At 62.6% G+C, this 23,043-nt stretch carries 13 protein-coding genes and 1 pseudogene; 10 read left to right on the forward strand and 4 right to left on the reverse strand.

Annotated elements, in window-relative coordinates:
- On the reverse strand, nucleotides 1-2,451 hold the full coding sequence (locus PCA31118_RS21000; protein WP_150626964.1) for a penicillin-binding protein 1A: 2,451 nt from the start codon (nucleotides 2,449-2,451) through the stop codon (nucleotides 1-3).
- Nucleotides 2,452-2,695: 244 nt separating this feature from the next.
- Here PCA31118_RS21000 and pilM point away from each other — a divergent pair, with 244 nt between their 5' ends.
- From pilM to PCA31118_RS21030, 6 genes and pseudogenes are all read left to right on the forward strand, one after another.
- A complete protein-coding gene (gene pilM, locus PCA31118_RS21005) occupies nucleotides 2,696-3,853 on the forward strand; it encodes a pilus assembly protein PilM (RefSeq protein WP_150626965.1) in 1,158 nt (385 codons plus the stop codon).
- Nucleotides 3,844-4,512, forward strand: coding sequence for a PilN domain-containing protein (locus PCA31118_RS21010; RefSeq protein ID WP_150626966.1), 669 nt, complete (start codon nucleotides 3,844-3,846; stop codon nucleotides 4,510-4,512). The genes pilM and PCA31118_RS21010 overlap by 10 nt, the downstream gene beginning before the upstream one ends.
- A complete protein-coding gene (locus PCA31118_RS21015; protein WP_150626967.1) occupies nucleotides 4,502-7,387 on the forward strand; it encodes a type IV pilus secretin PilQ in 2,886 nt (961 codons plus the stop codon). Before PCA31118_RS21010 ends, PCA31118_RS21015 begins: the two co-directional genes overlap by 11 nt.
- Nucleotides 7,293-7,811 (forward strand): annotated as a pseudogene (locus PCA31118_RS21020) (shikimate kinase); the annotation flags it as partial. The gene PCA31118_RS21015 and the pseudogene PCA31118_RS21020, both read left to right, overlap by 95 nt.
- A 570-nt stretch (nucleotides 7,812-8,381) precedes the next feature.
- Nucleotides 8,382-9,458: a 3-dehydroquinate synthase gene (gene aroB, locus PCA31118_RS21025; protein ID WP_150626968.1), complete on the forward strand. Its 1,077-nt coding sequence runs from the start codon at nucleotides 8,382-8,384 to the stop codon at nucleotides 9,456-9,458.
- A 15-nt stretch (nucleotides 9,459-9,473) separates the two neighbouring features.
- Nucleotides 9,474-10,610 (forward strand): deoxyguanosinetriphosphate triphosphohydrolase, encoded by a 1,137-nt coding sequence (locus PCA31118_RS21030; RefSeq protein ID WP_150626969.1) that lies wholly within the window; start codon nucleotides 9,474-9,476, stop codon nucleotides 10,608-10,610.
- Between the two features lie 321 nt (nucleotides 10,611-10,931).
- Here the strand turns inward: PCA31118_RS21030 and PCA31118_RS21035 are convergent, their stop codons facing one another.
- From PCA31118_RS21035 to PCA31118_RS21045, 3 genes are all read right to left on the reverse strand, one after another.
- Entirely contained in the window at nucleotides 10,932-11,309 is a 378-nt protein-coding gene (locus PCA31118_RS21035) for an ElaB/YgaM/YqjD family protein (RefSeq protein ID WP_174990552.1), read from the reverse strand.
- Nucleotides 11,310-11,591: 282 nt separating this feature from the next.
- Complete coding sequence (locus PCA31118_RS21040; protein ID WP_150626971.1) at nucleotides 11,592-12,341, reverse strand: OmpW/AlkL family protein; 750 nt, start codon at nucleotides 12,339-12,341, stop codon at nucleotides 11,592-11,594.
- Between the two features lie 281 nt (nucleotides 12,342-12,622).
- A complete protein-coding gene (locus PCA31118_RS21045) occupies nucleotides 12,623-13,471 on the reverse strand; it encodes an OmpW/AlkL family protein (protein WP_044457308.1) in 849 nt (282 codons plus the stop codon).
- Nucleotides 13,472-13,669: 198 nt separating this feature from the next.
- Between PCA31118_RS21045 and PCA31118_RS21050 the strand changes: the two genes are divergently transcribed.
- The 4 genes from PCA31118_RS21050 to PCA31118_RS21065 all read left to right on the forward strand — a co-directional run bounded on the left by PCA31118_RS21050 (nucleotide 13,670) and on the right by PCA31118_RS21065 (nucleotide 22,913).
- On the forward strand, nucleotides 13,670-14,371 hold the full coding sequence (locus PCA31118_RS21050) for a transposase (protein WP_150626972.1): 702 nt from the start codon (nucleotides 13,670-13,672) through the stop codon (nucleotides 14,369-14,371).
- 400 nt (nucleotides 14,372-14,771) lie between these two features.
- Entirely contained in the window at nucleotides 14,772-19,505 is a 4,734-nt protein-coding gene (locus tag PCA31118_RS21055) for a glutamate synthase-related protein (protein WP_425495388.1), read from the forward strand.
- A gap of 98 nt (nucleotides 19,506-19,603) precedes the next feature.
- On the forward strand, nucleotides 19,604-21,070 hold the full coding sequence (locus tag PCA31118_RS21060) for a glutamate synthase subunit beta (protein WP_044457306.1): 1,467 nt from the start codon (nucleotides 19,604-19,606) through the stop codon (nucleotides 21,068-21,070).
- A gap of 514 nt (nucleotides 21,071-21,584) precedes the next feature.
- The gene (locus tag PCA31118_RS21065; protein WP_150626973.1) at nucleotides 21,585-22,913 is read left to right on the forward strand and encodes an MFS transporter; all 1,329 of its coding nucleotides are present in this window, start codon (nucleotides 21,585-21,587) and stop codon (nucleotides 22,911-22,913) included.
- Nucleotides 22,914-23,043 lie beyond the last annotated feature (130 nt).

Consider the following 23,043-nt stretch of genomic DNA (forward strand, 5'->3'; position numbering starts at 1 on the left):
TCAGGGCTTGCTGTTAAACATATCCAGGATGCGCTGACGTTCCTGACGGTCGACCGGTGCGGGTGCTGGCGCCGGTCCCGACTGGGCCGGCATCTGACCGGGCAGCGCACCTGATGGCCCTGGCGACGCCGAGCCGTCCGGCGCCGGTTCTGCGCTCAGTCCCACCGTGCTCACGGCGCGACCCGGCGGATAGTCGTCATAGAAATAGTCGCCGTTCGCCTGAATGATGCCCGGTGGCATCGGGCGCGTCGCTTCCGGCACGCCACGCAGTGCTTTCGACATGTAGTCGATCCAGATCGGCAGCGCCAAGCCGCCACCAGTTTCCCTGTCCCCAAGGTTTCGCGGCTGATCGAAGCCGATCCAGGCCACGCCGACCAATTGAGACTGATAGCCCGCGAACCACGCGTCGTGCGAGTCGTTCGTCGTGCCCGTCTTGCCGGCGAGGTCGCTGCGCTTGAGCGCATTGGTCTTGGCCGCCGTACCGCGCGTGGCAACGTCATGCAGCATCGAATTCATGAGGAACGCATTGCGCGCCGGAATGGCGCGGATCGACTCGTCCCCGGCCGTGGTCGGCTTTTCTTCCATGATGACGTTGCCCTTTGAGTCCGTGATGCGGGCCACGATAAACGGATTCACCCGGAAGCCGCCGTTCGCGAACACCGCATAGCCGCTTGCCATCTGCAACGGGGTGACCATGCCGGCACCGAGCGCCATCGGCAGATAGGCGGGGTGCTTGTCGGCTTCGAACCCGAATCGACCGATGAACTTCTGCGCGTACCCGGGCGTAATGCTCTGAAGAATACGAATCGATACGAGGTTGCGCGAGCGCATCAACGCGACGCGCATCGGTTCCGGTCCATCGAAGCCGCCGCCGTAATTCTTAGGCTCCCACGGTTGTCCACCCGTTTGCGCCGCCGTGAAATACAGCGGCGCGTCATTGATGATGGTTGCCGGTGCGAATCCCTTTTCGAGCGCTGCCGAGTAGATGAACGGCTTGAAGCTGGAACCCGGCTGACGCCATGCCTGCGTGACGTGATTGAACTTGTTCCGGTTGAAGTCGAAGCCGCCGACGAGCGAACGGATCGCGCCGTTTTGCGGATCGAGCGAGACGAACGCTGCTTCGATGTCGGGCATCTGCACGATGCGCCAGTTGTCCTTGGCGTCCTTCGTCACGCGAATCACCGAGCCTGCGCGAATCTTCTGCTTCGGCTGGGCCTTGGCACTCAGGCCGGCGGCGGCAAAGCGCAGTCCGTCTCCGGTAACGGTGACATCGTCCCCGTTGAGCAATACCGCCTTCACCTGCTGCGGCGTTGCCGACAGGACCACGGCCGCGACCATGTCGCCGCTGTCCGGGTGCTCCACCAGGGTGTCGTCGATCAGTTGCTCGCGTTCGTCCTTGCCGTCCGGCAAGTCGATATTGGCTTCGGGGCCGCGATAGCCATGGCGCAACTCGTAGGCCATGACGCCGGCGCGTAGCGCTTCGTACGCCGCTTCCTGGTCTGCCGAATTGATGGTCGTGTAGACGTTGAAGCCGCGCGTGTAAATCTCGTCCTTGAACTGTGCGTAGAGGAGTTGGCGCACCATTTCCGCGACATATCCGGCATGTACGCTGAACTCGCTGCCCAGCCCGCGCACGACCATCTCCTGCGCAATCGCCTGATCGTATTCGGCCTTCGACACGTACCCGAGATCGTACATGCGCTTCAGGATGTATTCCTGGCGGACGCGCGCCCGCTTGTAATTGACGATCGGGTTGTACGCCGAAGGCGCCTTCGGCAGTCCGGCGAGCATGGCGGCTTCCGCGAGCGTGATGTCCTTCAGGTCCTTGCCGAAATACACGCGTGCCGCGCTGGCGAAGCCGTAGGCCCGCTCGCCGAGGTAGATCTGATTCATGTAGAGCTCAAGAATCTGATCTTTCGACAGGCGAGATTCGATCTTGTACGCGAGCAGGGCCTCATAAATCTTGCGCGTGTACGTCTTCTCGCTCGACAGGAAGAAGTTGCGCGCGACCTGCATCGTGATCGTGCTGGCGCCCTGGGAGGAACCGCCACGCGTGAAGTTCGCCACGCCCGCACGGAAAATTCCGATGAAATCCACGCCGCCGTGCTGATAGAAACGGTCGTCTTCGATGGCAAGCACGGCCTTTTTCATGACGTCGGGAATGTCGGCGAAGCGCACGAGATTCCGGCGCTCCTCTCCAAATTCCCCGATCTGGATTTCGTCGGCAGTGTAAATGCGCAACGGAATCTTCGGCCGGTAATCGACGATGGTGTCCAGTGACGGCAATTGCGGCGTCATGACTACCAGAACGTACCCCGCGAGCAACGCGCCACATACGACCATCGCAGCGATAAGGCCTACGAACCAAAGGGCGAGGCGCAGCCAGATGGAGCGGCGCGGTTTGGGCGGACGCTTGTCGCGGGGTGTCTCGGTTTGGGGTGTGCTTGCCATGGGGGAACCGGAAAAAACGATGGGCCGATTATAACGAACGACCCGTGACCACCCTCGGCGGGCCCCCGAAATCGGAGTTTGCGCCTATGGAGGCTAGGAATCGGCCGAGTCGAAAACGGCATGAATTCCGAAACGGCATATCGTCGGCCGTTATGCCGCAAAAACTCGGAATCGTCCGATTGGACCGTCGTGCCACGACCGATAGCATCGATCGCATCGATACGACGAGGGAAGGGAGGCGGTCATGGTTACGGCGGTGCTGCGAAGCGTGCGTCACATGGGTCATCGGCTGGCGGCAATGTTGCCGCGCAAGGCAGGGGGCGGTTGCGGCATTCACTTTGACGCCGGGAGCATGCAATTCGTTCGCATGACGCGCGTGGCAGGAAGCGCGCAGTTGCGTGTCGACGCCTATGGAAGCGCGGCGCTCGAAGATGGCATGCTGCGTGGCCCGCAGATCGTGAAGCCTGAAGCCGTCGCGCGCCGGTTGGTGGAAATGCTGGAGCGCTCGGCCATGCGCATCGAGGATTTGCAGGACGACATCGTGGTGCTGGCGCTGCCGTCACACGGTCTGAAGACGCGGGTTGTCGATTGCCCGTCGGGGTTGCCTCCGCGCGCGTTGCGTGCATGGTGTGAGCGGCGCGCGGCGCTACTCCTGCCCGGGGACGGGGAGCCCGACTTGCGAAGCCGGGTGGGCGTCACATGGGCAGACCCCGGCAGCCATCGGCTCAGGCTGTACGCCTGTGAGGCGACGCTCGTCGACGATCGCATTGCGGTCATGGAGATGTCGGGCTTGCGCCCTCACGCCATCGATGCGGCGCATAAAGCCGGGCGACGTGCCTTTCTGAGCGCCCGTTCGGAGGCACGTGAGCGCACACCCAATGCGCCGACGACCGACGCACCGCGAACGGTGACTCCGGCCGCGCTGTTGCAGATCGATGCCCGTGAAATCGAGCTGGCAGTATTTGACGGACAACGGTGCGTTGCCGATGTCAGCGAGCGATTTGACGGCGTCGACGGTCATCCCGAAGCCTTGGCAAGTGTGATTCGAGAGCTGTCGACGAAGCTGCCGGTGGTTCCCCAGGCGATACATCTCGTGGTGCAGGAAGCAACGCCGGGCGAACTCGCTGCAATCTGCGAGGCCGTGGCGTCGGCGTGCGGCATCGCGGTCTACCCATTTGCGCCTTTAGACGCTTTAGACGCTTTCGACGCCTCAGATGCCACTGAGGCCACTGATGCCGCCGAGGCGTTCGATAACGTGGATCTTTTCGATGTGGCGGCTCGCGGACGAACTGCGGCGCCTGCCGGTTCGCGTTATCAGCCCGCGGCGCAGGGCACGACGCTTGCCGTACCGTACGGACTGGCGTTGCGCGCCATGTCCATGCAGGGGGTGTCATGCGAGTAAGCGCCGAATTACCCCCGCTGGATTTCCTGCCTACGTTGGCCGAACGGCGTCGCCAGGATTTTCGATACCAGTTTCGCATTTGGATGGGCATCGCCGTGTGTGGTGCTTTGATCTCGACGGTGCCGATCGCGTGGGATTTGCATCAGCGTCAGGAAGCGCGCGCGCAGGCGGCCGCATGGCGCGAAGCGCGCCAAAACCTGCGTGCGGAATCCGCAGCGTTCGAGGTAACGCGACGTCGACTCGCCGAGATGATCGCGCACCGCCACGCGGCGGTGACGCTCGTCGAGCGCCGGCAACCTGCGGCTTATCGGCTGCTGGACGTCATGCGTGCGTGTGCCGATGGCGTTCGACTGACGCTCGTGAAAACGGTCGACGAGCATCTTCGAATCGAGGGCTATGCGACGACGCAATCGCGGGTGCGGGAGACGCAAAAGCGACTGCGCGCGCTGCCGTGGGTGCGCAAGGTCGCCGAGGTCGAGTCGAGCGTGGTGCCCGAGAGCATACGACGCCAGTGGACGGGGGGTGACACGTCGGTCGCCGTGCCGAATATTCGCCGTTTCACATTGCGAATCGAGCTCAGACAGCCGCAGGCTTCGCCGGTGCTCACCGGCATTGCCGACACCGAGCGTGTGATCACGGAGGTGCCCGATGTACGGTGAGAATCATCCGCCGGATGACGTGCGCGACATGTTTCTCGAGGTGAAGGAACGCTGGCGTTCGAGATGGGCGGCATGGCTGTCGGTGTCGCCGGTGGAGTGGGCTCGTTCCCTACGCTGGGGTGTTGCGATCGCCGTCGGTGTGACCGGATTCCTCGTGGCATGTTCGATCTGGTGGCTCGCCGGATTGACCGCGTGGGCGTCGCTGAAAAATAGCCTCGACGGGGAACGGCATGCGCTGGATCGCGCCAACGACGCTGCGCGGCAGTTACCTCAGTTAGCGACGCGCCTTCGAGAGGCTGAGGCGCAGACTCTGGCGTGGCAGCGGTTATTGCCGATCGCCGGATCGCCCGCCAGGGATGCAGTCGATGCGTCGCCAGAGGCATTTGCGCGGGCATCGCTGCCCACATCGCTGGCGATATCGCCACCGACATTGCGGCCGACATTGGCACCGATATCGTCAACCGATGCGGATGACGACGCTCATAATGCATGGCGAGCGGACCTCGAGCGACTGGTTGCGCGCGCGGGACTGGTGCTGGAGTTTGCGCGCCCCGGGCCATCCGGGCCGTCCGGGGCGTCCGAGGCGTCCGAGACGTCCGAGTCGCTGGAGGTGGAGCGTGCCGAAATCCGTGTTCGGGGGCTCGTCGCGAACCTGCTTCGCTGGCTTGCCGAAATCGACGGCGTCCCCCGTCATTTGGCCGTGGATCAACTCACCATGCAGGGACCTCGCATGGCGGCGGGATCGGCGGGATCAGCGAAAGCCGACGCGGACGACCGGGATCGTACCGATGCCACGCTGACGGTGATGGTGTCGGCGTACCGTTGGCGACGTCCCACTGAGCTTAACGGTGCGATGTCCGCGATGGATATGGTCTCGGCGGCGTCCTGGCCGGTATTGCCGCCACCGTCCGCGCCATGGCAAACGCCTGCCGAGACTGTCGATGTCTTTCGCACACCGTTGACGCGCCGCGCCGCACAGGACGCCGTGACAATGTCCCCGGCGTCCCCAACCGCCCCTGAGGACGACACCACGCCTGTCGGTTCCATGCGGGCCGGCACCCGCTACGTCGTGCTTCGGCGTACCGCGTCGGCCGGTTTGACGGCAACGTGGAGCGACCGAGGCAGCAGCAATGGCGTTGTGAAAGACGACGGCGGTTCGCGCTCCGCTGGCGATCTGGCAACCGATTCCGACGCCACAACGGTCGACGTGACCCTTCATGGTGCGCATGCCGCCGATGCGCTGCGCGCTTTCGCGCGGCTGACCGGGCGTAGCGTGGTAATCGGTGAGGGTGTCACGAGACGTCTCGACGTGGACGTGCAAGGCGTGACCGTTGCGGCCGCATTCGACATCATGGTCCGAAGCGCGGGGCTTGGCGTGCGCACCGTCAACGGTGTCGACTGGATTGCGCCGCGCGCCGATCTGCTGGCCGATGAGCAGTCGCAGTTGGAGGCGGCAGCCAAACGTGAGGCCTTGCTACCGTTGTCGGGCCGTCGCTTTACCCTGAATTACCCTCGCGCTCAGGCGCTCAAGGACATCATCCTCGGAGAGAAGGGCAGCAAGGCAGAGCGGTTATTGTCATCTCGCGGTAGTGTGATTGCCGATCCGCGCACGAATCAGCTGTTTGTGACCGACTTGCCGGAACGGCTCGATGCTCTGGCGTCGTTTATTGCGCGAATCGACGTCCCCGTGCGGCAGGTACTGATCGAGGCCCGCATCGTCGAGGCGGACGATCGGTTCAGCGAGTCGCTGGGTGTCCGGCTCGCAGGCGCGCACGGAGAGGCCGGAACCGGGGGCGCCAGGCGACCTACGACGAGCGACGCAGGCGACTTCGGCGGCGATCTACACGCGAACGGCACCGATCGTAACCGCGGCTCCGGGCCTCCCCCGGAAAGCGCCGTGGGTGTCGGACTTCCGGCGGCAGCGCTGGCAGGACTGACGCCACCGAGCCTCGCCATCACCTTGTTTGGACGCTCCGCAAGCCGCTTCCTGCAATTGGAGCTTTCCGCGTTGGAGACGAGCGGGCGCGGTCGGGTCGTTTCGCGTCCCCGGGTCGTCACGGCAGACAAGGTGCAGGCGCTGATCGAGCAGGGCACGGAATTGCCCTATCAGATCCGTAGTGGGCGTCGCAATACGGCGTCCATCCAGTTCCGTAAAGCCACGCTGAGACTCGAAGTCACGCCGTTGATCACGCCGGACGGTCAGGTGATTCTGGATGTGGATGTGCGCAAGGATGGCGTCGGGCAAGCTGTTGGGGAAGGGTTTGCCGTGGACACGCGTCACGTGCGGACACAGGTTCAGGTGGAGGACGGCGGTACGGTGGCCATCGGGGGCATCTATCAGGAAGTGCGTCGCGACAATCAGGCGCAGGTGCCCTGGCTGGGCGAGGTGCCTGTGCTGGGCGCACTCTTTCGCAACCGCGCCAACGAAGACCGCCGCACGGAATTGCTGGTGTTTCTGACCCCAAGTGTGGTGCCGGACGAGGCGCCGGCCTTGGATTCGCAAGGCTCTCAAGGTTGGCAAGGTTGGCAAGACTCGCGCCGCTCGATCGCGTACGACGACTCTGAGCGTCGAAAATCACCAGATTCGACACGGTTCGAGCCCCGCGAGTGGCCCGATTCCACGGCAGGCTCCGTGCCATCGCCTCGAACGGAGCCCCGGTCGGACGACCTTCCGCGTGAACATCCTCGTCTCATCGGGGTGTTCCCCGAGGCGACGCGGTCCGCACGCCCGACGCAGATACCGGTATCATCAGGGATTGGAACCCAAATATCAGCGATTTATGCTGGAAAACGTAATACTTGTCGGACTGATGGGGGCGGGCAAGACCACGGTCGGACGCGCAGTGGCGCGACGTCTCGGACGGCAGTTCTATGACTCCGACCACGAAATCGAAGCGCGCACCGGCGTGCGCATTCCGGTCATCTTCGAGCACGAAGGCGAGGAAGGCTTTCGCCAGCGCGAAACCCAGACCATCGACGAACTCACACAACGCAATGGCATCGTTCTCGCCACGGGCGGGGGCGCCGTGTTGCGCGCGGAAAACCGCGAGTACATCAAATCGCGCGGCACAGTGGTGTATCTGCGAGCCAATCCGCACGATCTCTGGTTGCGCACGCGTCGCGACAAGAATCGTCCGTTGCTGCAAACGGCGGACCCGCGTGCCAGGCTCGAACAGTTGTACCAGGAGCGCGACGCACTCTATCGAGAGTGTGCGACGTTCATCATCGAGACGGGGCGGCCGAGCGTCAATGCCCTGGTCAACATGGTGCTGATGCAGTTGGAGGTCGCGGGCATCGTGCCGGCAAGCCCAGCCGTGTCGTCGCAGGCCTCGGACGCGTGCGATGCAACTGCCGCGACCGACGCTGTGGGTTCGACCGACGGCGAGGCCAGCCCGCTTGCCGAGAGGGCGCATGAGGCCAGCGACGCGAAGGACGCCGCCAATGTGCATCACAAGCACCACGAGCACAACGAACGCCGCGAGCAGAGTGCGCGCGATGCCGATAACGTCGGCGGCCCTGATGTCGCGCGTTGGGATGTGTCGGCGGCGGTAGACGCGCAGACGGCGCAAAGCGTCGGGGCGGAAGACGGTGTGCGTTCCGACGCCAGCGGCGTCTCCAGCGCGGCTGGCGCGTCCAGTATGTCCGGCACGTTGGGTTCGCCGCGAACTGTTGGTGACGACGAGGCGACAGAAGCCGAACCCGCGCGACCACCCCGTGATACCTTTGCAGGCTGATATCGACCGACGTGATCGACTGACGTGACCGACCGACGCAGTCGACCCAATTAATCGACTGGCGCGACTAACTCGACCAACTCGAAGCGATATCGCTGAACATGACAACAAGCCAACTCGTGGCATGAAAGCGGCATGATTACCCTGAAACTCGACCTTGGCGATCGCGCCTATCCCATTCACATCGGCACGGAACTGCTCAAGCAGGACGCGCTGTTTGCACCGCATGTGCGTGGCACGCACGCCGTGATCGTCACGAACACGACCGTCGCGCCGCTTTACGCCGAACAGGTTGCACAGACGCTGCAACGCCTGGGCAAACGCGTCGTGCTCGCTGTGCTGCCCGATGGCGAGGCGCACAAGAACTGGCAGACGCTCAACCTGATCTTCGACGAGTTGCTCGGCGCTCAGGCGGATCGCAAAGCCACCCTTATTGCGCTGGGGGGCGGTGTCGTTGGCGACATGACGGGCTTCGCCGCAGCGTGCTACATGCGCGGCGTGCCCTTCGTGCAGGTACCGACGACGTTGCTCGCGCAGGTCGACTCGTCCGTCGGCGGCAAGACGGGCATTAACCATCCGCTGGGCAAGAACATGATCGGCGCGTTCTGGCAACCCAGCGCGGTGCTGGCCGACATCGGCACCCTGTCCACCTTGCCCGACCGGGAGCTTGCCGCCGGCATGGCGGAAGTCATCAAGCATGGCGCCATTGCCGACGAGACGTTCTTCAACTGGATCGAAGCCAATATCGACGAACTCAATGGCCGTGACACGGCGGCGCTGACCCACGCCGTGCAGCGCTCATGCGAAATCAAGGCCGCCGTGGTGGCCAGCGACGAGCGCGAGCAGGGCCTGCGCGCCACGCTCAACTTCGGCCACACATTCGGACATGCCATCGAAGCCGGACTGGGTTACGGCGAATGGTTGCACGGTGAAGCGGTCGGCTGCGGCATGGTGATGGCGGCCGATCTGTCTGCGCGTCTGGGCTTCATCGACGAAGCCATGGTGCCGCGCATCAAGGCGCTGGTTGCCGCGGCCAAGTTGCCGGTCACCGGACCGGACCTGGGCGAAGATCGCTACATCGATTTGATGCGCGTCGACAAGAAGGCCGAGGGCGGCGATATCCGCTTCGTGCTACTCAATCGGTTGGGGCAAGCGTTCATGACGAGCGTGCCAGATGCCGAACTGCGCGCTACGCTGCGCGCCAACGTTTGAGATGAGGGGCTGGCGATGATCGATTACGAAGCGTCGCTTGCCCCTTACGCGGCGCGCTCCGGCGCGTCACGTGGACGGCGATTCCCCGAGCCGGCGTCAACCACACGTACCGAGTTTCAGCGCGATCGCGACCGGATCATTCATTCAACGGCGTTCCGTCGCCTCGAATACAAGACGCAAGTCTTTGTGAACCACGAAGGCGATCTGTTTCGCACCCGCCTGACGCACAGTCTCGAGGTCGCCCAGATAGGCCGTTCCATTGCGCGCAACCTGCGTGTGAATGAGGATCTCGTCGAAGCCATCGCGCTGGCGCATGACCTCGGGCATACGCCATTCGGACATGCCGGGCAGGACGCCCTTAATGGCTGCATGCAGGCATATGGCGGCTTCGAGCACAATCTGCAAAGCCTCATCGTCGTCGATGAACTCGAAGAGCATTACGGTGGCTTCAACGGGTTGAATCTCTGCTTTGAAACGCGCGAAGGCATCCTCAAACATTGTTCGCGGGCCAATGCTCGCGGACTCGGCGAGTTGGGCGAACGCTTTCTCAAGGGACGCCAGCCTGGCATCGAAGCGCAGATTGCCAATCTCGCCGACGAGATCGCCTACAACAATCACGACATCGACGATGGTGTGCGCTCCGGCCTGTTGACGCTCGAACAGCTCGACGATGTGCCGCTCTGGAAGCGCTATTGTGCAGAGGCCAGGCTCGCGTGGCCCGATATCTCGGGGCGACGACTCGTGCATGAGACGACGCGTCGCATCATCAACGCCCTGATCGTCGATCTCATTGCCACGACTCGGCAGCGAGTGGCAGATGCGTCACCGTTCTCGATGGACGACGTCCGCGCCTCTGGACCGCTGGTCGCGTTCAGCGCGGAGATGCGTGAGCAGGCGGGCAGTCTCAAGCGGTTCCTGTTCGATAATCTCTACCGGCACTACCTCGTCATGCGCATGGCAGCGAAGGCGCAACGTATCGTGCAGGAGTTGTTCGACGCCTTCCTGACCGATCCGCGACTATTGCCGCCGAATTACCGGCCGGAGAATCCGGAAGATCAACCGCGCTGGATCGCGCACTATGTGGCCGGCATGACGGACCGGTACGCGATCAAGGAGTACCGCCGGTTGTTTGCCGTCGAGCCGACGCTTTGAGTTGCCGGGCCGGTAACGGCGGTTGAGCTTTGCGACGCTTCCACGCTTCGACGTTTCCAAGATTCCACGTTTCGCCGCTCGGAACGCTGCGCAATGACCCGTTATTCCGGGCTGTGGAAATCCGGCGCATGACTCGTCAGCCCGAAGGGTCTTGCTGCGGCCGTGGATCGGTGGCCGAGCGCGCGATGCATGTCGCCGTCGGGGAGGCGGCGCTAACGTGACGCAAAACAAAACAGCCGGCATACGCCGGCTGTTTCATTTCCTCCGTGCCATGACCCTGTCGTCGCGCCATGAGGCGTCTGGGTCATCGCTCGGTGGAACTTAGCTGCGTCCAGCAATAAAGCCGAGCACCAGTGCCACGGCGGCGACGGTTCCGATGGTTTGCCACGGACGCTCGTGCACGTAGCTATCGGCTTCGTCCCAGACTTCGTTGGCGCGTCGGCGCAGGTTCGCGCGTGCGTCGCCGAAGTCACTGCGAGCCTGGCGCAGTTTGTCGCCGATTTCGGCGCGCAAGGCTTCGACATCGGAGGCGGACTTGGCGTTGGACAGGGCGTGATCCAGATCGTCGAGCAGATCACGGACACGGGACGACACGTCGCCACTCGCCAGGCGTGCTGCGCGCGCCGTACGCCGTCCGGCAAAGCGTGCGTCTTCCAGACTGCTGTTGAGGGCCGTTTCCGCTTTCGAGGCAATTCCCATTTTCAGACTCCCATAAGGTGGTATTGAAATGCGGCGCTCGGTAGGACCTGGGAGGAGACCGACGCCGGTGGAACCCTGAGGCGAGCGGCCATTATGGCGCGGCCCGCTTGCGTGCGTACACATCAAGAGACCGTTCTCGAAAAAAGAAAGTTGCAGCCTGTTGGCTGAAGATGTTGTGGGAATGCGCCGACGTTACGCGATTGAGGGGTAAAAATGCGAAAACGCCGCACGAGGCGGCGTTTGCGGTGCGGCTTGACGCGACTTTCGTCGCATCGCGGCGACTTAGAAGCGATAACCGAGCGACAGGAACGTCACCACCGGGTTCAGCTTGACCTTGGCTTCGCTGGTGGTCGTGATCGGGCCACGCGTGGTCGTCAGCTTCGCCGTCGTGCTCACCGGGATGTACGACACCGAGAACGCGAGGGTCCAGTGCTTGTCGACATTCCAGTTAAGACCGGCATTGAACACCGGCGCCCACGAGTTCGTCAGCGAGGCCGTGGTGTTTCCACCCGGGCCGCCAGTCAAAGCAGCGCTCGCCAGCGACTGGAAGCCCGGCGTCAGTTCAATGTTCGAGTACCAGAAGTAGCTCGCACCGATACCGACAAACGGACGCCACGTGTCGTTGGCCTTGCCGAAGTAGTACTTCAGCAAAATGGCCGGGCTCCATTGCTTGGCCGAAGCCAGCGACCCTCCGCCCGGCAGCGCCAGACTGCCCGTTCCATACAGGCGGAACTTCGGCGGCACACCGAACACGCCTTCGACGGCGATGTTGTCGGTGAAGAAGTGCGTCAGCGTGAGGCCGAGCGTGTCAGCGTCGTCGACATTTGCGCCCGTATTGCCCAAGCGGCTGTTCACCAGCGTTGCCAGCCCCGGAACGTTCGATCCGGTGACATGCAGCGGGTCACTCGAAACCTGGGGCGAGAGGTGGAACCAGCCCGCGCTGACCATCGTATCCCCGGCTTGCTGTGCGAAGGCGGCCCCCGATGCCGTCAGCATAGCCGCGGCAGCAATCGTCAAATGCTTCAACTTCATCGATTCGTCTCCTGCTCAAGATTCTTTATTGTCGAGAATTTCGGTAAATGAAATTCAGGGCCATTATGCCGACCGTGCATATCCACGGATAGCAAGAGACTGGAGGCCACGCTCTAATGGTGTTGTATCCGCGCATCGACCTATGGAATGCCCTTAGAAAAAAGCGCTGGACGAAAGAAAAGCGTGCCCTTTATATGTCAGGCACGCTTTAGGAATTCACTGCGGAGTCCAATATTCTGGCCGCAACTTGCGGAACGCAATTTGCGTCCCGCCTGCTGGGTTTAGAACTTGTAGCCGACGGAGACGAACGTCACAATCGGATTCAGCTTGATTTCGGCGTCCGAGGACGAGAGCACGGTGCCGTCCTGCGCCTTGATCTTGATGTTCGCCGTGGTCTTGAGCGGCAGGTAGGAAACCGACGCGCTTGCGACCCAATGCTTGTCGAACGCATAAGACAGACCGGCATTGAACACCGGTTGCCACGATGCCGACGATTTGGCTTCGACCGACGTGGGTCCGTTGTGGCCGGAAGTGAAGGCCAGCACGCTGCCGAAATTCTGATTCAGCGCCGATTCAAAATTCGGATTGAGATTGACGTTGGTAAAGAACGTATAACTCACGCCGATGCCGAGAAAAGGGCGAATCGTCGAATTGGCCTGTCCGAAGTAATACTGCAACACGAGTGCCGGGCTCCACTGGCGCACGCTTTGCACGATCGGGTTGTTTTGTGGCGCGCCGAGGTCGATACTCGTGAGCGCACCGGCCAGTCCCGGGGGGGCAATCACGCCCTGACCCGTGAGCTTGAACTTGGCGGGAACACCGGCCACGGTCTGGAGCGCGATGTTGTCGGTGAAGAAGTGGGTGATGACCAGCCCGAGCGTGTCGGCGTTGCTGACTTTGGCGCCGCTGCCGGGTGACGTGAAGTTCGAGGGAACGAGGGCGGGCGTGATGCCTTCCTGCGTGACGCTCGTGGTCATCGGTTTGCTGGAGTCCTGCGGGGCGATGTGGAACCAGCCGAGGTTGACGACGTTGTCGCCGGCCTGTTGTGCACTGGCGCCGGTGGACGCCAGGGAAATGCCGAGTCCGAGCGCGCATAAACACGCCGCGGACCGATAGGTCCGAGTTGCCATTTGTCTTTCCTCCCAAGATTATTTATTTATTTTTCGATGCATTATGCGCTTGGGATTTCGCGGCGCAATCGTCGAATCTAGAACTTTTGTACGAATCAACGGGGTTTGGCTAGATATCAGTATTTAAAGAGATTTTTCATGATGAATCTCTCTCGCGAATCGTGATGTCGAGCTTTAAAGCATTACATTTGAATCAGCATGGCCCGATTACCGAGACTCTTTATTCCGCGTCAGCCGCAGCACGTAATTCTGCGCGGCAATAACCGTCAGGCAATCTTCGTCGACGACGAGGATCGACGCGTTTTCCACGACCGCCTTCGCGACGCCGCGCGCGCCAATGGGCTGGCCATCCATGCCTGGTGCATGATGCCCAACCACCTGCATCTGGTCGCAACGCCTGCGGACGAGCGTAGCTTGCCCGCGACCCTGCAGGCCGTGGGGCGCTACTACGTGCTCTATTTCAACCGTCGTCATCAGCGCACGGGCACCCTCTGGGAGGGGCGCTATCGGGCGACCGTGATCGAGGCCGAGCACTATTTGTTACTGGCGAGCCGTTACGTCGAACTCAATCCCGTGCGCGCCGGGCTGGTCGACGCGCCGGGTAATTACGTGTGGTCAAGTTACAACCATCACGTGGGTCTCACGGTCGACAGTCTGGTGACGGACCATGCGCTTTACTGGGCGCTCGGCAATACACCGTTCGAGCGTCAACGCGCTTACGCGGAGGGGTTTTCGGTCCCGCTTCCGGCGCATGAAGTCGACGCATTGCGTACAGCCACGCAAAAAGGGTGGCTCCTCGGTGGACCGGAATATCAGGCGCGCATGTCGTTGGCGGCGAACCGCCGGGTGAGTCCACTCACACGGGGGCGTCCGCGTAAATTGGCCCCCGAGCCTGCCTAAAGTCATTTCGCGACAGACCGATTCCGGCCTGTCGCGCATCTCTTTCCTTCCTCCAAGCGATTGAAATCACTGTTCTTTTGGTCGGTGCTATGCTCGGTGGAATTAATCTGACCCCAATAAAAACAAGCCTTCTTTTGGTGCGGTTTTTAATTGGAATCTGACCCCATTAAATTCTTTTGTCAATGTGAATTTCATGGCGTATATTCCAACTTCGGCCGATTGGTGCGATGCGGAAAACCGTGCGCGCTGAGTCGGTCGCTGTGGCAACGCACGAGAACGACCTGGAAAGCCCTTCGACGCGCGCGAATCCGCAGCCCTGGCCCGCCCGGCCAACCCCACTTAACCCGGTCGACCGCGACGAACATGCGCGCGGCGGCCTCGCCAAGAGACGGTGTAACTCGTGGAAAAGAAACAGCAACCGATTGCGACGGCAGCAGCGCTGCCGGGTGAGGCGTACTTGGCGCCGGACGCACAGGGCATGTACGACCCGGCCAACGAACACGATGCCTGCGGCGTCGGCTTCGTGGCACATATCAAAGGCGTGAAGAGCCACGCCATCGTCGAGCAGGGTCTGAAGATCCTCGAAAACCTCGATCACCGGGGCGCCGTCGGTGCCGACCCGCTGATGGGTGACGGCGCCGGTATCCTGCTCCAGATTCCCGACCAGTTCTTCCGCGAAGAGATGGCCAAGCAGGGCGTTACCCTGCCGCCGGCCGGCGAATACGGCGTGGGCATGATTTTCCTGCCGAAGGAGCACGCGTCGCGTCTGGCCTGCGAGCAGGAACTGGAACGCACGGTAAAGGCGGAAGGTCAGGTCGTGCTGGGCTGGCGCGATGTGGCGATCGATCGCGACATGCCGATGTCGCCCAATGTGAAGGCGACCGAACCGGTCATCCGCCAGATCTTCATCGGCCGCGGCCAGGACATCATGGTGACGGACGCCCTCGAGCGTAAGCTGTACGTCATCCGCAAGACCGCGAGCCACCGCATTCAGGCGCTCAAGCTCAAGCACGGCAAGGAATACTTCGTGCCGTCGATGTCGGCACGCACCATCGTCTACAAGGGCCTGCTGCTGTGCGATCAGGTCGGTCGCTACTACCGCGATCTGGCCGATCCGCGCACCGTCTCGGCACTCGCCCTCGTTCACCAGCGTTTCTCGACGAACACGTTCCCCGCATGGGAGCTGGCGCACCCGTATCGCATGGTCGCGCACAACGGTGAAATCAACACCGTGAAGGGCAACGTCAACTGGATCAACGCCCGCACGGGTGCGATCTCGTCGGCCGTGCTCGGCAGCGACCTGCAAAAGCTCTGGCCGCTGATCTACCCGGGCCAGTCGGACACCGCATCGTTCGACAACTGCCTCGAAATGCTCACGATGGCCGGCTACCCGCTCGCCCACGCCGTGATGATGATGATCCCGGAAGCCTGGGAGCAGCACACGCTGATGGACGAGAACCGCCGCGCCTTCTACGAATACCACGCGGCCATGATGGAGCCGTGGGACGGTCCCGCGGCCATCGCGTTCACCGACGGCCGTCAGATCGGCGCGACGCTCGACCGTAACGGTCTGCGTCCGGCACGTTTCGTGATCACCGACGATGACGTCGTCATCCTCGCATCGGAGTCCGGCGTGCTGCCGATTCCCGAGTCGAAGATCGTCAAGAAGTGGCGCCTGCAACCGGGCAAGATGTTCCTGATCGACATGGATCAGGGTCGCATCATCGACGACAAGGAACTCAAGGACAACCTCGCCAACGCGAAGCCTTACAAGAGCTGGATCGACGCCGTGCGCATCAAGCTCGACGAGATCGAGCCGAAGGTCGAAGAAGCGGGCGTACATCACGACACGGCCACGCCGCTGCTCGACTTGCAGCAGGCGTTCGGCTACACCCAGGAAGAAGTGAAGCTGCTGATGACGCCGATGGCGATCAACGGCGAAGAAGCCGTGGGCTCGATGGGCAACGACAGCCCGCTCGCGGTCATGAGCAACAAGAACAAGACGCTCTACCACTACTTCCGCCAGTTGTTCGCGCAGGTGACGAACCCGCCGATCGACCCGATCCGCGAAAACATGGTGATGTCGCTGGTGTCGTTCATCGGTCCGAAGCCGAACCTGCTCGACACGAACAACATCAACCCGCCGATGCGCCTCGAGGTGTCGCAGCCGGTGCTGGACTTCAAGGAAATCTCGAAGATCCGTCACATCGACAAGTACACCGGCGGCAAATTCCGCTCGTACGAGTTGAACATCTGCTATCCGGTCGCGTGGGGCAAGGAAGGGATCGAAGCGCGTCTCGCATCGCTGTGCGCGGAAGCCGTCGATGCCGTGAAGTCGGGCTACAACATCCTGATCGTCTCGGATCGCCTGACGAATCGCGAGCAGGTCGCGATTCCCGCGCTGCTCGCCACGTCGGCCGTGCACCAGCATCTGGTCGCGCAGGGGCTGCGTACGAGCACGGGTCTGGTGGTCGAAACCGGTTCGGCGCGTGAAGTGCACCACTTCGCGTTGCTCGCGGGCTACGGCGCAGAAGCCGTCCACCCGTACCTCGCCATGGAAACGCTCGCGCAGATCGCTCGCAAGCAAGGCGGCGACCTCACGCCTGAGAAGGCCGTGAAGCACTTCGTGAAGGCCATCGGCAAGGGCCTGCACAAGGTCATGTCGAAGATGGGCATCTCGACCTACATGTCGTACACGGGCGCGCAGATCTTCGAAGCCATTGGCCTGTCGCGGGAACTGATTCAGAAGTACTTCCAGGGCACGGCGTCGAACGTCGGCGGCATTGGCATCTTCGAAGTGGCCGAGGAAGCCGTGCGTCTGCATCGCGACGCTTTCGGCGACAACCCGGTGCTCTCGAACATGCTCGACGCCGGTGGCGAGTACGCGTTCCGCATTCGTGGCGAAGACCACATGTGGACGCCGGACGCGATCGCCAAGCTGCAGCACTCGACCCGTTCGAACTCGTATCAGACGTACAAGGAATACGCGAACCTCATCAACGATCAGAGCAAGCGTCACATGACGCTGCGCGGTCTGTTCGAATTCCGCGTCGATCCGCAGCGCGCCATTCCGCTCGATCAGGTGGAACCGGCCAAGGACATCGTGAAGCGTTTCGCGACCGGCGCCATGTCGCTCGGCTCGATCTCGACCGAAGCGCACGCCACGCTGGCCGTCGCCATGAACCGTATCGGCGGCAAGTCGAATACGGGTGAGGGCGGTGAGGATCCGCGTCGTTATCGCAACGAACTCAAGGGCATTCCGATCAAGAAGGGCGAATCGCTCGCCTCGATCGTGGGCCGCGACGTCATCGAGACCGACATCGAACTGCAAGACGGCGACTCGCTGCGCTCGAAGATCAAGCAGGTCGCGTCGGGCCGCTTCGGTGTGACGGCCGACTATCTGGTCTCCGCAGACCAGATCCAGATCAAGATGGCGCAAGGCGCGAAGCCGGGCGAAGGCGGTCAGCTGCCGGGTCACAAGGTAACCGACTACATCGGCAAGCTGCGTTATTCGGTGCCGGGCGTGGGTCTGATTTCGCCGCCGCCGCACCATGACATCTACTCGATCGAAGATCTGGCACAGCTCATTCACGATCTGAAGAACGTGAACGCGTCGTCGTCTATCTCGGTGAAGCTCGTGTCGGAAGTCGGCGTGGGCACGGTGGCTGCCGGTGTCGCCAAGGCCAAGGCCGATCACGTGGTGATCGCCGGTCACGACGGCGGCACGGGGGCTTCGCCGCTGTCGTCGGTGAAGTACGCGGGCACGCCGTGGGAGCTGGGTCTGGCCGAGACGCAACAGACGCTGGTGCTCAACCGCCTGCGCGGTCGTATCCGCGTGCAGGCCGACGGTCAGATGAAGACGGGTCGCGACGTGGTGATCGGTGCCCTGCTGGGCGCAGACGAATTCGGCTTTGCAACGGCGCCGCTCGTCGTCGAGGGCTGCATCATGATGCGCAAGTGCCACCTGAACACTTGCCCGGTCGGCGTTGCGACGCAAGATCCGGTGCTGCGCAAGAAGTTCCAGGGCAAGCCGGAGCACGTCGTCAATTACTTCTTCTTCGTGGCCGAGGAAGTGCGCGAAATCATGGCGCAACTGGGCATCGCGAAGTTCGACGACCTGATCGGCCGTGCCGATCTGCTCAACACCAAGTCGGGTGTGGAGCACTGGAAGGCGAAGGGCCTCGACTTCAGCCGCATCTTCCACCTGCCGGAAGTGGAAGCCGACGTGCCGCGTCTGCATGTCGAGACGCAGGACCACGGTCTGGCCGGCGCCCTCGATCACGCGTTGATCGAGAAGGCAATGCCGGCGCTCGAGAAGGGCGAGCATGTCTCGTTCATTCAGCCGGTGCGCAACCGTAACCGTACGGTCGGCGCCATGCTCTCGGGCGAGGTGGCCAAGCGTTACGGTCACGAGGGTCTGCCGCAAGACACGATCCACGTGCAGCTCAAGGGGACGGCGGGGCAGAGCTTCGGTGCGTTCCTTGCACGCGGCATCACGCTGGATCTGGTGGGCGACGGTAACGACTATGTGGGCAAGGGCCTGTCGGGTGGTCGCATCATCGTGCGTCCGACCAACGACTTCCGTGGCAACGCCGAAGACAACATCATCGTGGGCAACACCGTGATGATCGGCGCCATCGAAGGCGAAGCCTTCTTCAACGGCGTGGCCGGTGAGCGCTTCTGCGTGCGTAACTCGGGCGCGACGGCAGTCGTCGAAGGCACGGGCGACCACGGTTGCGAATACATGACGGGCGGCACGGTAGTGGTGCTGGGCGAGACCGGCCGTAACTTCGCTGCCGGTATGTCGGGCGGGGTGGCTTACGTCTACGACGCCGACGGCTCGTTCGCGGCCAAGTGCAACACGGCGATGGTCGCCCTCGATCCGGTGCTGCCGCACGGCGAGCAGGAGCGTACGGTGAGCCAGGGGCTGTGGCACCGTGGCCAGACGGACGAGGCGCAACTGCGCGAGCTCATCGAGCGTCACTTCCAGTACACGGGCTCCACACGCGCCAAGGCGCTGCTCGAAGACTGGGACGGCGCACGCCGCAAGTTCGTGAAGGTGTTCCCGAGCGAATACAAGCGCGCGTTGGGCGACATGGCCAAAGCGGGCGACAAACAAGCACTGGCGGCCTGAAACCGCTGGCGCGGCAACGCCACGCGGGGTGAGGGCCCCGCAGGCGTGCCGCGCGCGGGTGAGGCACGGTAACCACAAAACTTTCCGACTGAAGAAACATGGGCAAGGTCACAGGTTTTCTCGAATTCGAGCGCCAGAGCGAGTCTTACGAAGCACCGCTGGCACGCGTGAAGCACTACAAGGAGTTCGTGCTCGCGCTCTCCGACGATCAGGCAAAGGTTCAGGGCGCACGCTGCATGGATTGCGGCATTCCGTTCTGCAACAACGGTTGCCCGGTCAATAACATCATTCCCGACTTCAACGACCTGGTGTATCGCCAGGACTGGAAGTCGGCCATCTCGGTGCTGCACTCGACCAACAACTTCCCGGAATTCACGGGACGTATCTGTCCTGCGCCGTGTGAAGCGGCGTGTACGCTGAACATTAACAGCGACGCCGTGGGCATCAAGTCGATCGAGCACGCGATCATCGACAAGGCATGGAGCGAAGGCTGGGTCGAGCCGCAACCGGCGCGCCACAAGACTGGCAAGACCGTGGCCGTCGTCGGTTCGGGCCCTGCAGGCATGGCCGTGGCGCAGCAACTCGCGCGCGCCGGTCACGACGTCACCGTGTTCGAGAAGAACGATCGCGTGGGCGGCCTGCTGCGCTACGGTATCCCCGACTTCAAGCTGGAGAAGTGGCTGATCGATCGCCGCATGCGCCAGATGGAAGCCGAGGGCGTGACGTTCCGCACCGGTGTCTATGTGGGCAAGGACGCCCCTGACGCGCACATCAACAATTTCTCCAAAGAGACGATCTCGCCCGAGCAGTTGCAGGCGCAGTTCGACGCCGTGGTCATTGCCGGCGGTGCCGAGCAGCCGCGCGATTTGCCGGTGCCGGGGCGCGAGCTGGACGGTATCCATTTCGCGATGGAATTCCTGCCGCAGCAAAACAAGGTCAACGCGGGCGACAAGCTGGCGGACCAGTTGCTGGCCACGGGCAAGAACGTGATCGTGATCGGCGGTGGCGATACCGGATCGGACTGCGTGGGCACGTCGAATCGTCATGGCGCCAAGGCCGTGACGCAGTTCGAACTGCTGCCGCAGCCGCCGGAGCAAGAAAACAAGCCGATGGTGTGGCCGTACTGGCCGACCAAGCTGCGCACGTCGTCGAGCCATGAGGAGGGCTGCGAGCGCGACTGGTCGGTGGCGACGAAGCGTTTCGAAGGCAAGAACGGCAAGGTCGAGAAGCTGATCGCCGTGCGCCTCGAATGGAAGGACGGCAAGATGCAGGAAGTGCCGGGCTCGGAGTTCGAGCTCAAGGCCGACCTCGTGCTGCTGGCCATGGGTTTCGTCTCGCCGCTGCAAACGGTGCTCGACGCGTTCGGCGTGGACAAGGACGCGCGCGGCAACGTGCGTGCCTCGACCGAAGGCGAGCGCGCCTACACGACGAACCTGCCGAAGGTGTTCGCGGCCGGCGACGTGCGTCGCGGCCAGTCGCTGGTGGTCTGGGCGATCCGCGAAGGTCGTCAGTGCGCGCGTGCCGTGGACGAGTTCCTGATGGGACATTCGGAACTGCCGCGCTAAGTTCGACTAAGTTGAGCTAAGTTCGGGCTAAGTCGTGAAGCGCACCTTCGGGTGCGCCGCGCATATCGGTTGTGCCTGCCAAAACCACAAATACGGGGTGGTTGTCAGTTGAGAGGAGGGGGCGCGGAGGTAGGCATCTGCGTCACTGTGGAGAAGCCGTCCGGATGGTAACGTCCGGACGGTTTTTTCTTGGCGCCACGCGGCACCGCGCGTGTGCCTGGCCGCGTCGAGCTGCGGGCCGCAGTACTTCGCGTTCCGCAATTCGCTAAATATAAGATGTCATACAACAAGACGCATTCACCTCGTGCGGGCATACTGCAAAACCCTCCCAGGGTGTGCAAACTTCAATGCTGATAAGGGATGTGGGCGTGGGGCCCCAAATCGTCGCGAAGACTAGGGATTATCCGTAAACCGCCTAATTTCACGTTGTCATCGTACATCGTCTCACGTAGGATGCCTCTCCAGACGAGCCGAACGCTCGGCATAAAAATACTCACGGAGAGAGACGACCATCATGGCACTGAAGATCAAGGGCCTGCGCTGGTGGATGATCGGGTTGCTGACGCTTGGCACCGTCATGAATTATCTGGCTCGCAGCTCGCTTGCCGTTGCCGCCCCCACGGTGATGAAGGACCTTCACATCACGACCCAGCAGTACGGCTGGATCACGGGGGCATTTCTGGTGTTGTATCCGATCGGCGCGCCGGTCACCGGCTATCTGATGGACCGTATCGGTCTGCGTCTGGGCTTCCTGATTTGCGGCGTGATGTGGTCGGTCGTGTGCATGTTGCACGGGCTGGCGAACGGATGGGTGGGGCTGTTCGTGCTGCGCGGGCTGCTGGGTCTGGCGGAAGCCTCGTTCATTCCGGCGGGCATGCGCGCTGCCGCCTTCTGGTTTCCGACGAAAGAGCGGGCGCTCGCGGCAGGCGTCTTCAATATCGGTACGTCCATCGGGGCCATTCTCGCGCCACCGCTCATTGCATGGTCGATCCTTCGCTACAACTGGGAGACGGCGTTCGTCATCGCCGGTGGCCTCGGTCTCGTGTGGGGCGTGCTGTGGTACGCGTTCTACCGTCATCCGACCGACCATCCGGCGCTGACACCCGCCGAGTCGGACTACATCAATGAGGGGCGCGTCGTCGACACCGCAGCCGACGCCCGCAAGCCGAACCTCATCTCGATCCTGCGCCAGCGCAACTTCTGGGGCATCGCACTGCCGCGCTTCTTCGCCGATCCGGTCTGGGGCACGATCGTGTTCTGGATGCCGCTGTACCTCAATCAGGCGCGCGGCTTCGATCTGAAGACCATTGCCGCGACGGCATGGCTGCCGTTCGTGGCGGCGGATATCGGCTGTCTGATGGGCGGCACGATTTCGGTGTGGCTAAACAAACATTTCAAGATCACCATCTTCAACGGCAAGCGGGTGGTGTTCACCCTCGGCGCGATCATCATGACCGGCATGTGCGGCGTGGGTTTCGTGCAGGACCCGATGACGGCGATCTTCCTGCTGTGCCTTGGCGGTTTTGCGCACCAGACGCTTTCGATCACCGTGATCTCGATGTCCGCCGACCTGTTCCCTCGCAACGAAGTGGCCACGGTCACGGGCCTGGCGGGGCTGTCTGCCGGTATCGGCAACCTGCTGTTCACGCTGGTGATCGGTACGTTCGTGACGGCCGTCGGTTACGCCCCGTTCTTCGTGGCGCTGGGCCTGGGCGATCTGATCGGCGCGGTGATTCTGTGGACGGTGGTCAAGCCGCACATCACCGGAACGGCCACGCCCTCCACGCCCTCCACGCTCGGGAAAGGCGCTCGGGTCGAGGTGAACCGCACCGCCAGTGCCTGACGGATTTGACGCACGCCGCGCCGCACGCTCCCCCTTGGGTGTGCGGCGCGACGTCGGTTTTTTGTTCAAGCGACGCCGCACGGGATCGTGCGCGCATTGCGATTTACCGATGAATCAGGAGCCATAAGAA

Origin of the sequence: Pandoraea captiosa, from assembly GCF_902459775.1 — a bacterium.
GTDB classification, from domain to species: Bacteria; Pseudomonadota; Gammaproteobacteria; order Burkholderiales; family Burkholderiaceae; genus Pandoraea; species Pandoraea captiosa.

Coding starts and splice junctions, on each gene's coding strand:
- PCA31118_RS21065 (WP_150626973.1), top strand. CDS start 21,585: ATGGCACTGAAGATCAAGGGCCTGCGCTGGTGGATGATCGGGTTGCTG.
- PCA31118_RS21040 (WP_150626971.1), bottom strand. CDS start 12,341: ATGAAGTTGAAGCATTTGACGATTGCTGCCGCGGCTATGCTGACGGCA.
- aroB (WP_150626968.1), top strand. CDS start 8,382: ATGATTACCCTGAAACTCGACCTTGGCGATCGCGCCTATCCCATTCAC.
- PCA31118_RS21035 (WP_174990552.1), bottom strand. CDS start 11,309: ATGGGAATTGCCTCGAAAGCGGAAACGGCCCTCAACAGCAGTCTGGAA.
- PCA31118_RS21030 (WP_150626969.1), top strand. CDS start 9,474: ATGATCGATTACGAAGCGTCGCTTGCCCCTTACGCGGCGCGCTCCGGC.
- PCA31118_RS21010 (WP_150626966.1), top strand. CDS start 3,844: ATGCGAGTAAGCGCCGAATTACCCCCGCTGGATTTCCTGCCTACGTTG.
- PCA31118_RS21015 (WP_150626967.1), top strand. CDS start 4,502: ATGTACGGTGAGAATCATCCGCCGGATGACGTGCGCGACATGTTTCTC.
- PCA31118_RS21060 (WP_044457306.1), top strand. CDS start 19,604: ATGGGCAAGGTCACAGGTTTTCTCGAATTCGAGCGCCAGAGCGAGTCT.
- pilM (WP_150626965.1), top strand. CDS start 2,696: ATGGTTACGGCGGTGCTGCGAAGCGTGCGTCACATGGGTCATCGGCTG.
- PCA31118_RS21045 (WP_044457308.1), bottom strand. CDS start 13,471: ATGGCAACTCGGACCTATCGGTCCGCGGCGTGTTTATGCGCGCTCGGA.
- PCA31118_RS21050 (WP_150626972.1), top strand. CDS start 13,670: ATGGCCCGATTACCGAGACTCTTTATTCCGCGTCAGCCGCAGCACGTA.
- PCA31118_RS21000 (WP_150626964.1), bottom strand. CDS start 2,451: ATGGCAAGCACACCCCAAACCGAGACACCCCGCGACAAGCGTCCGCCC.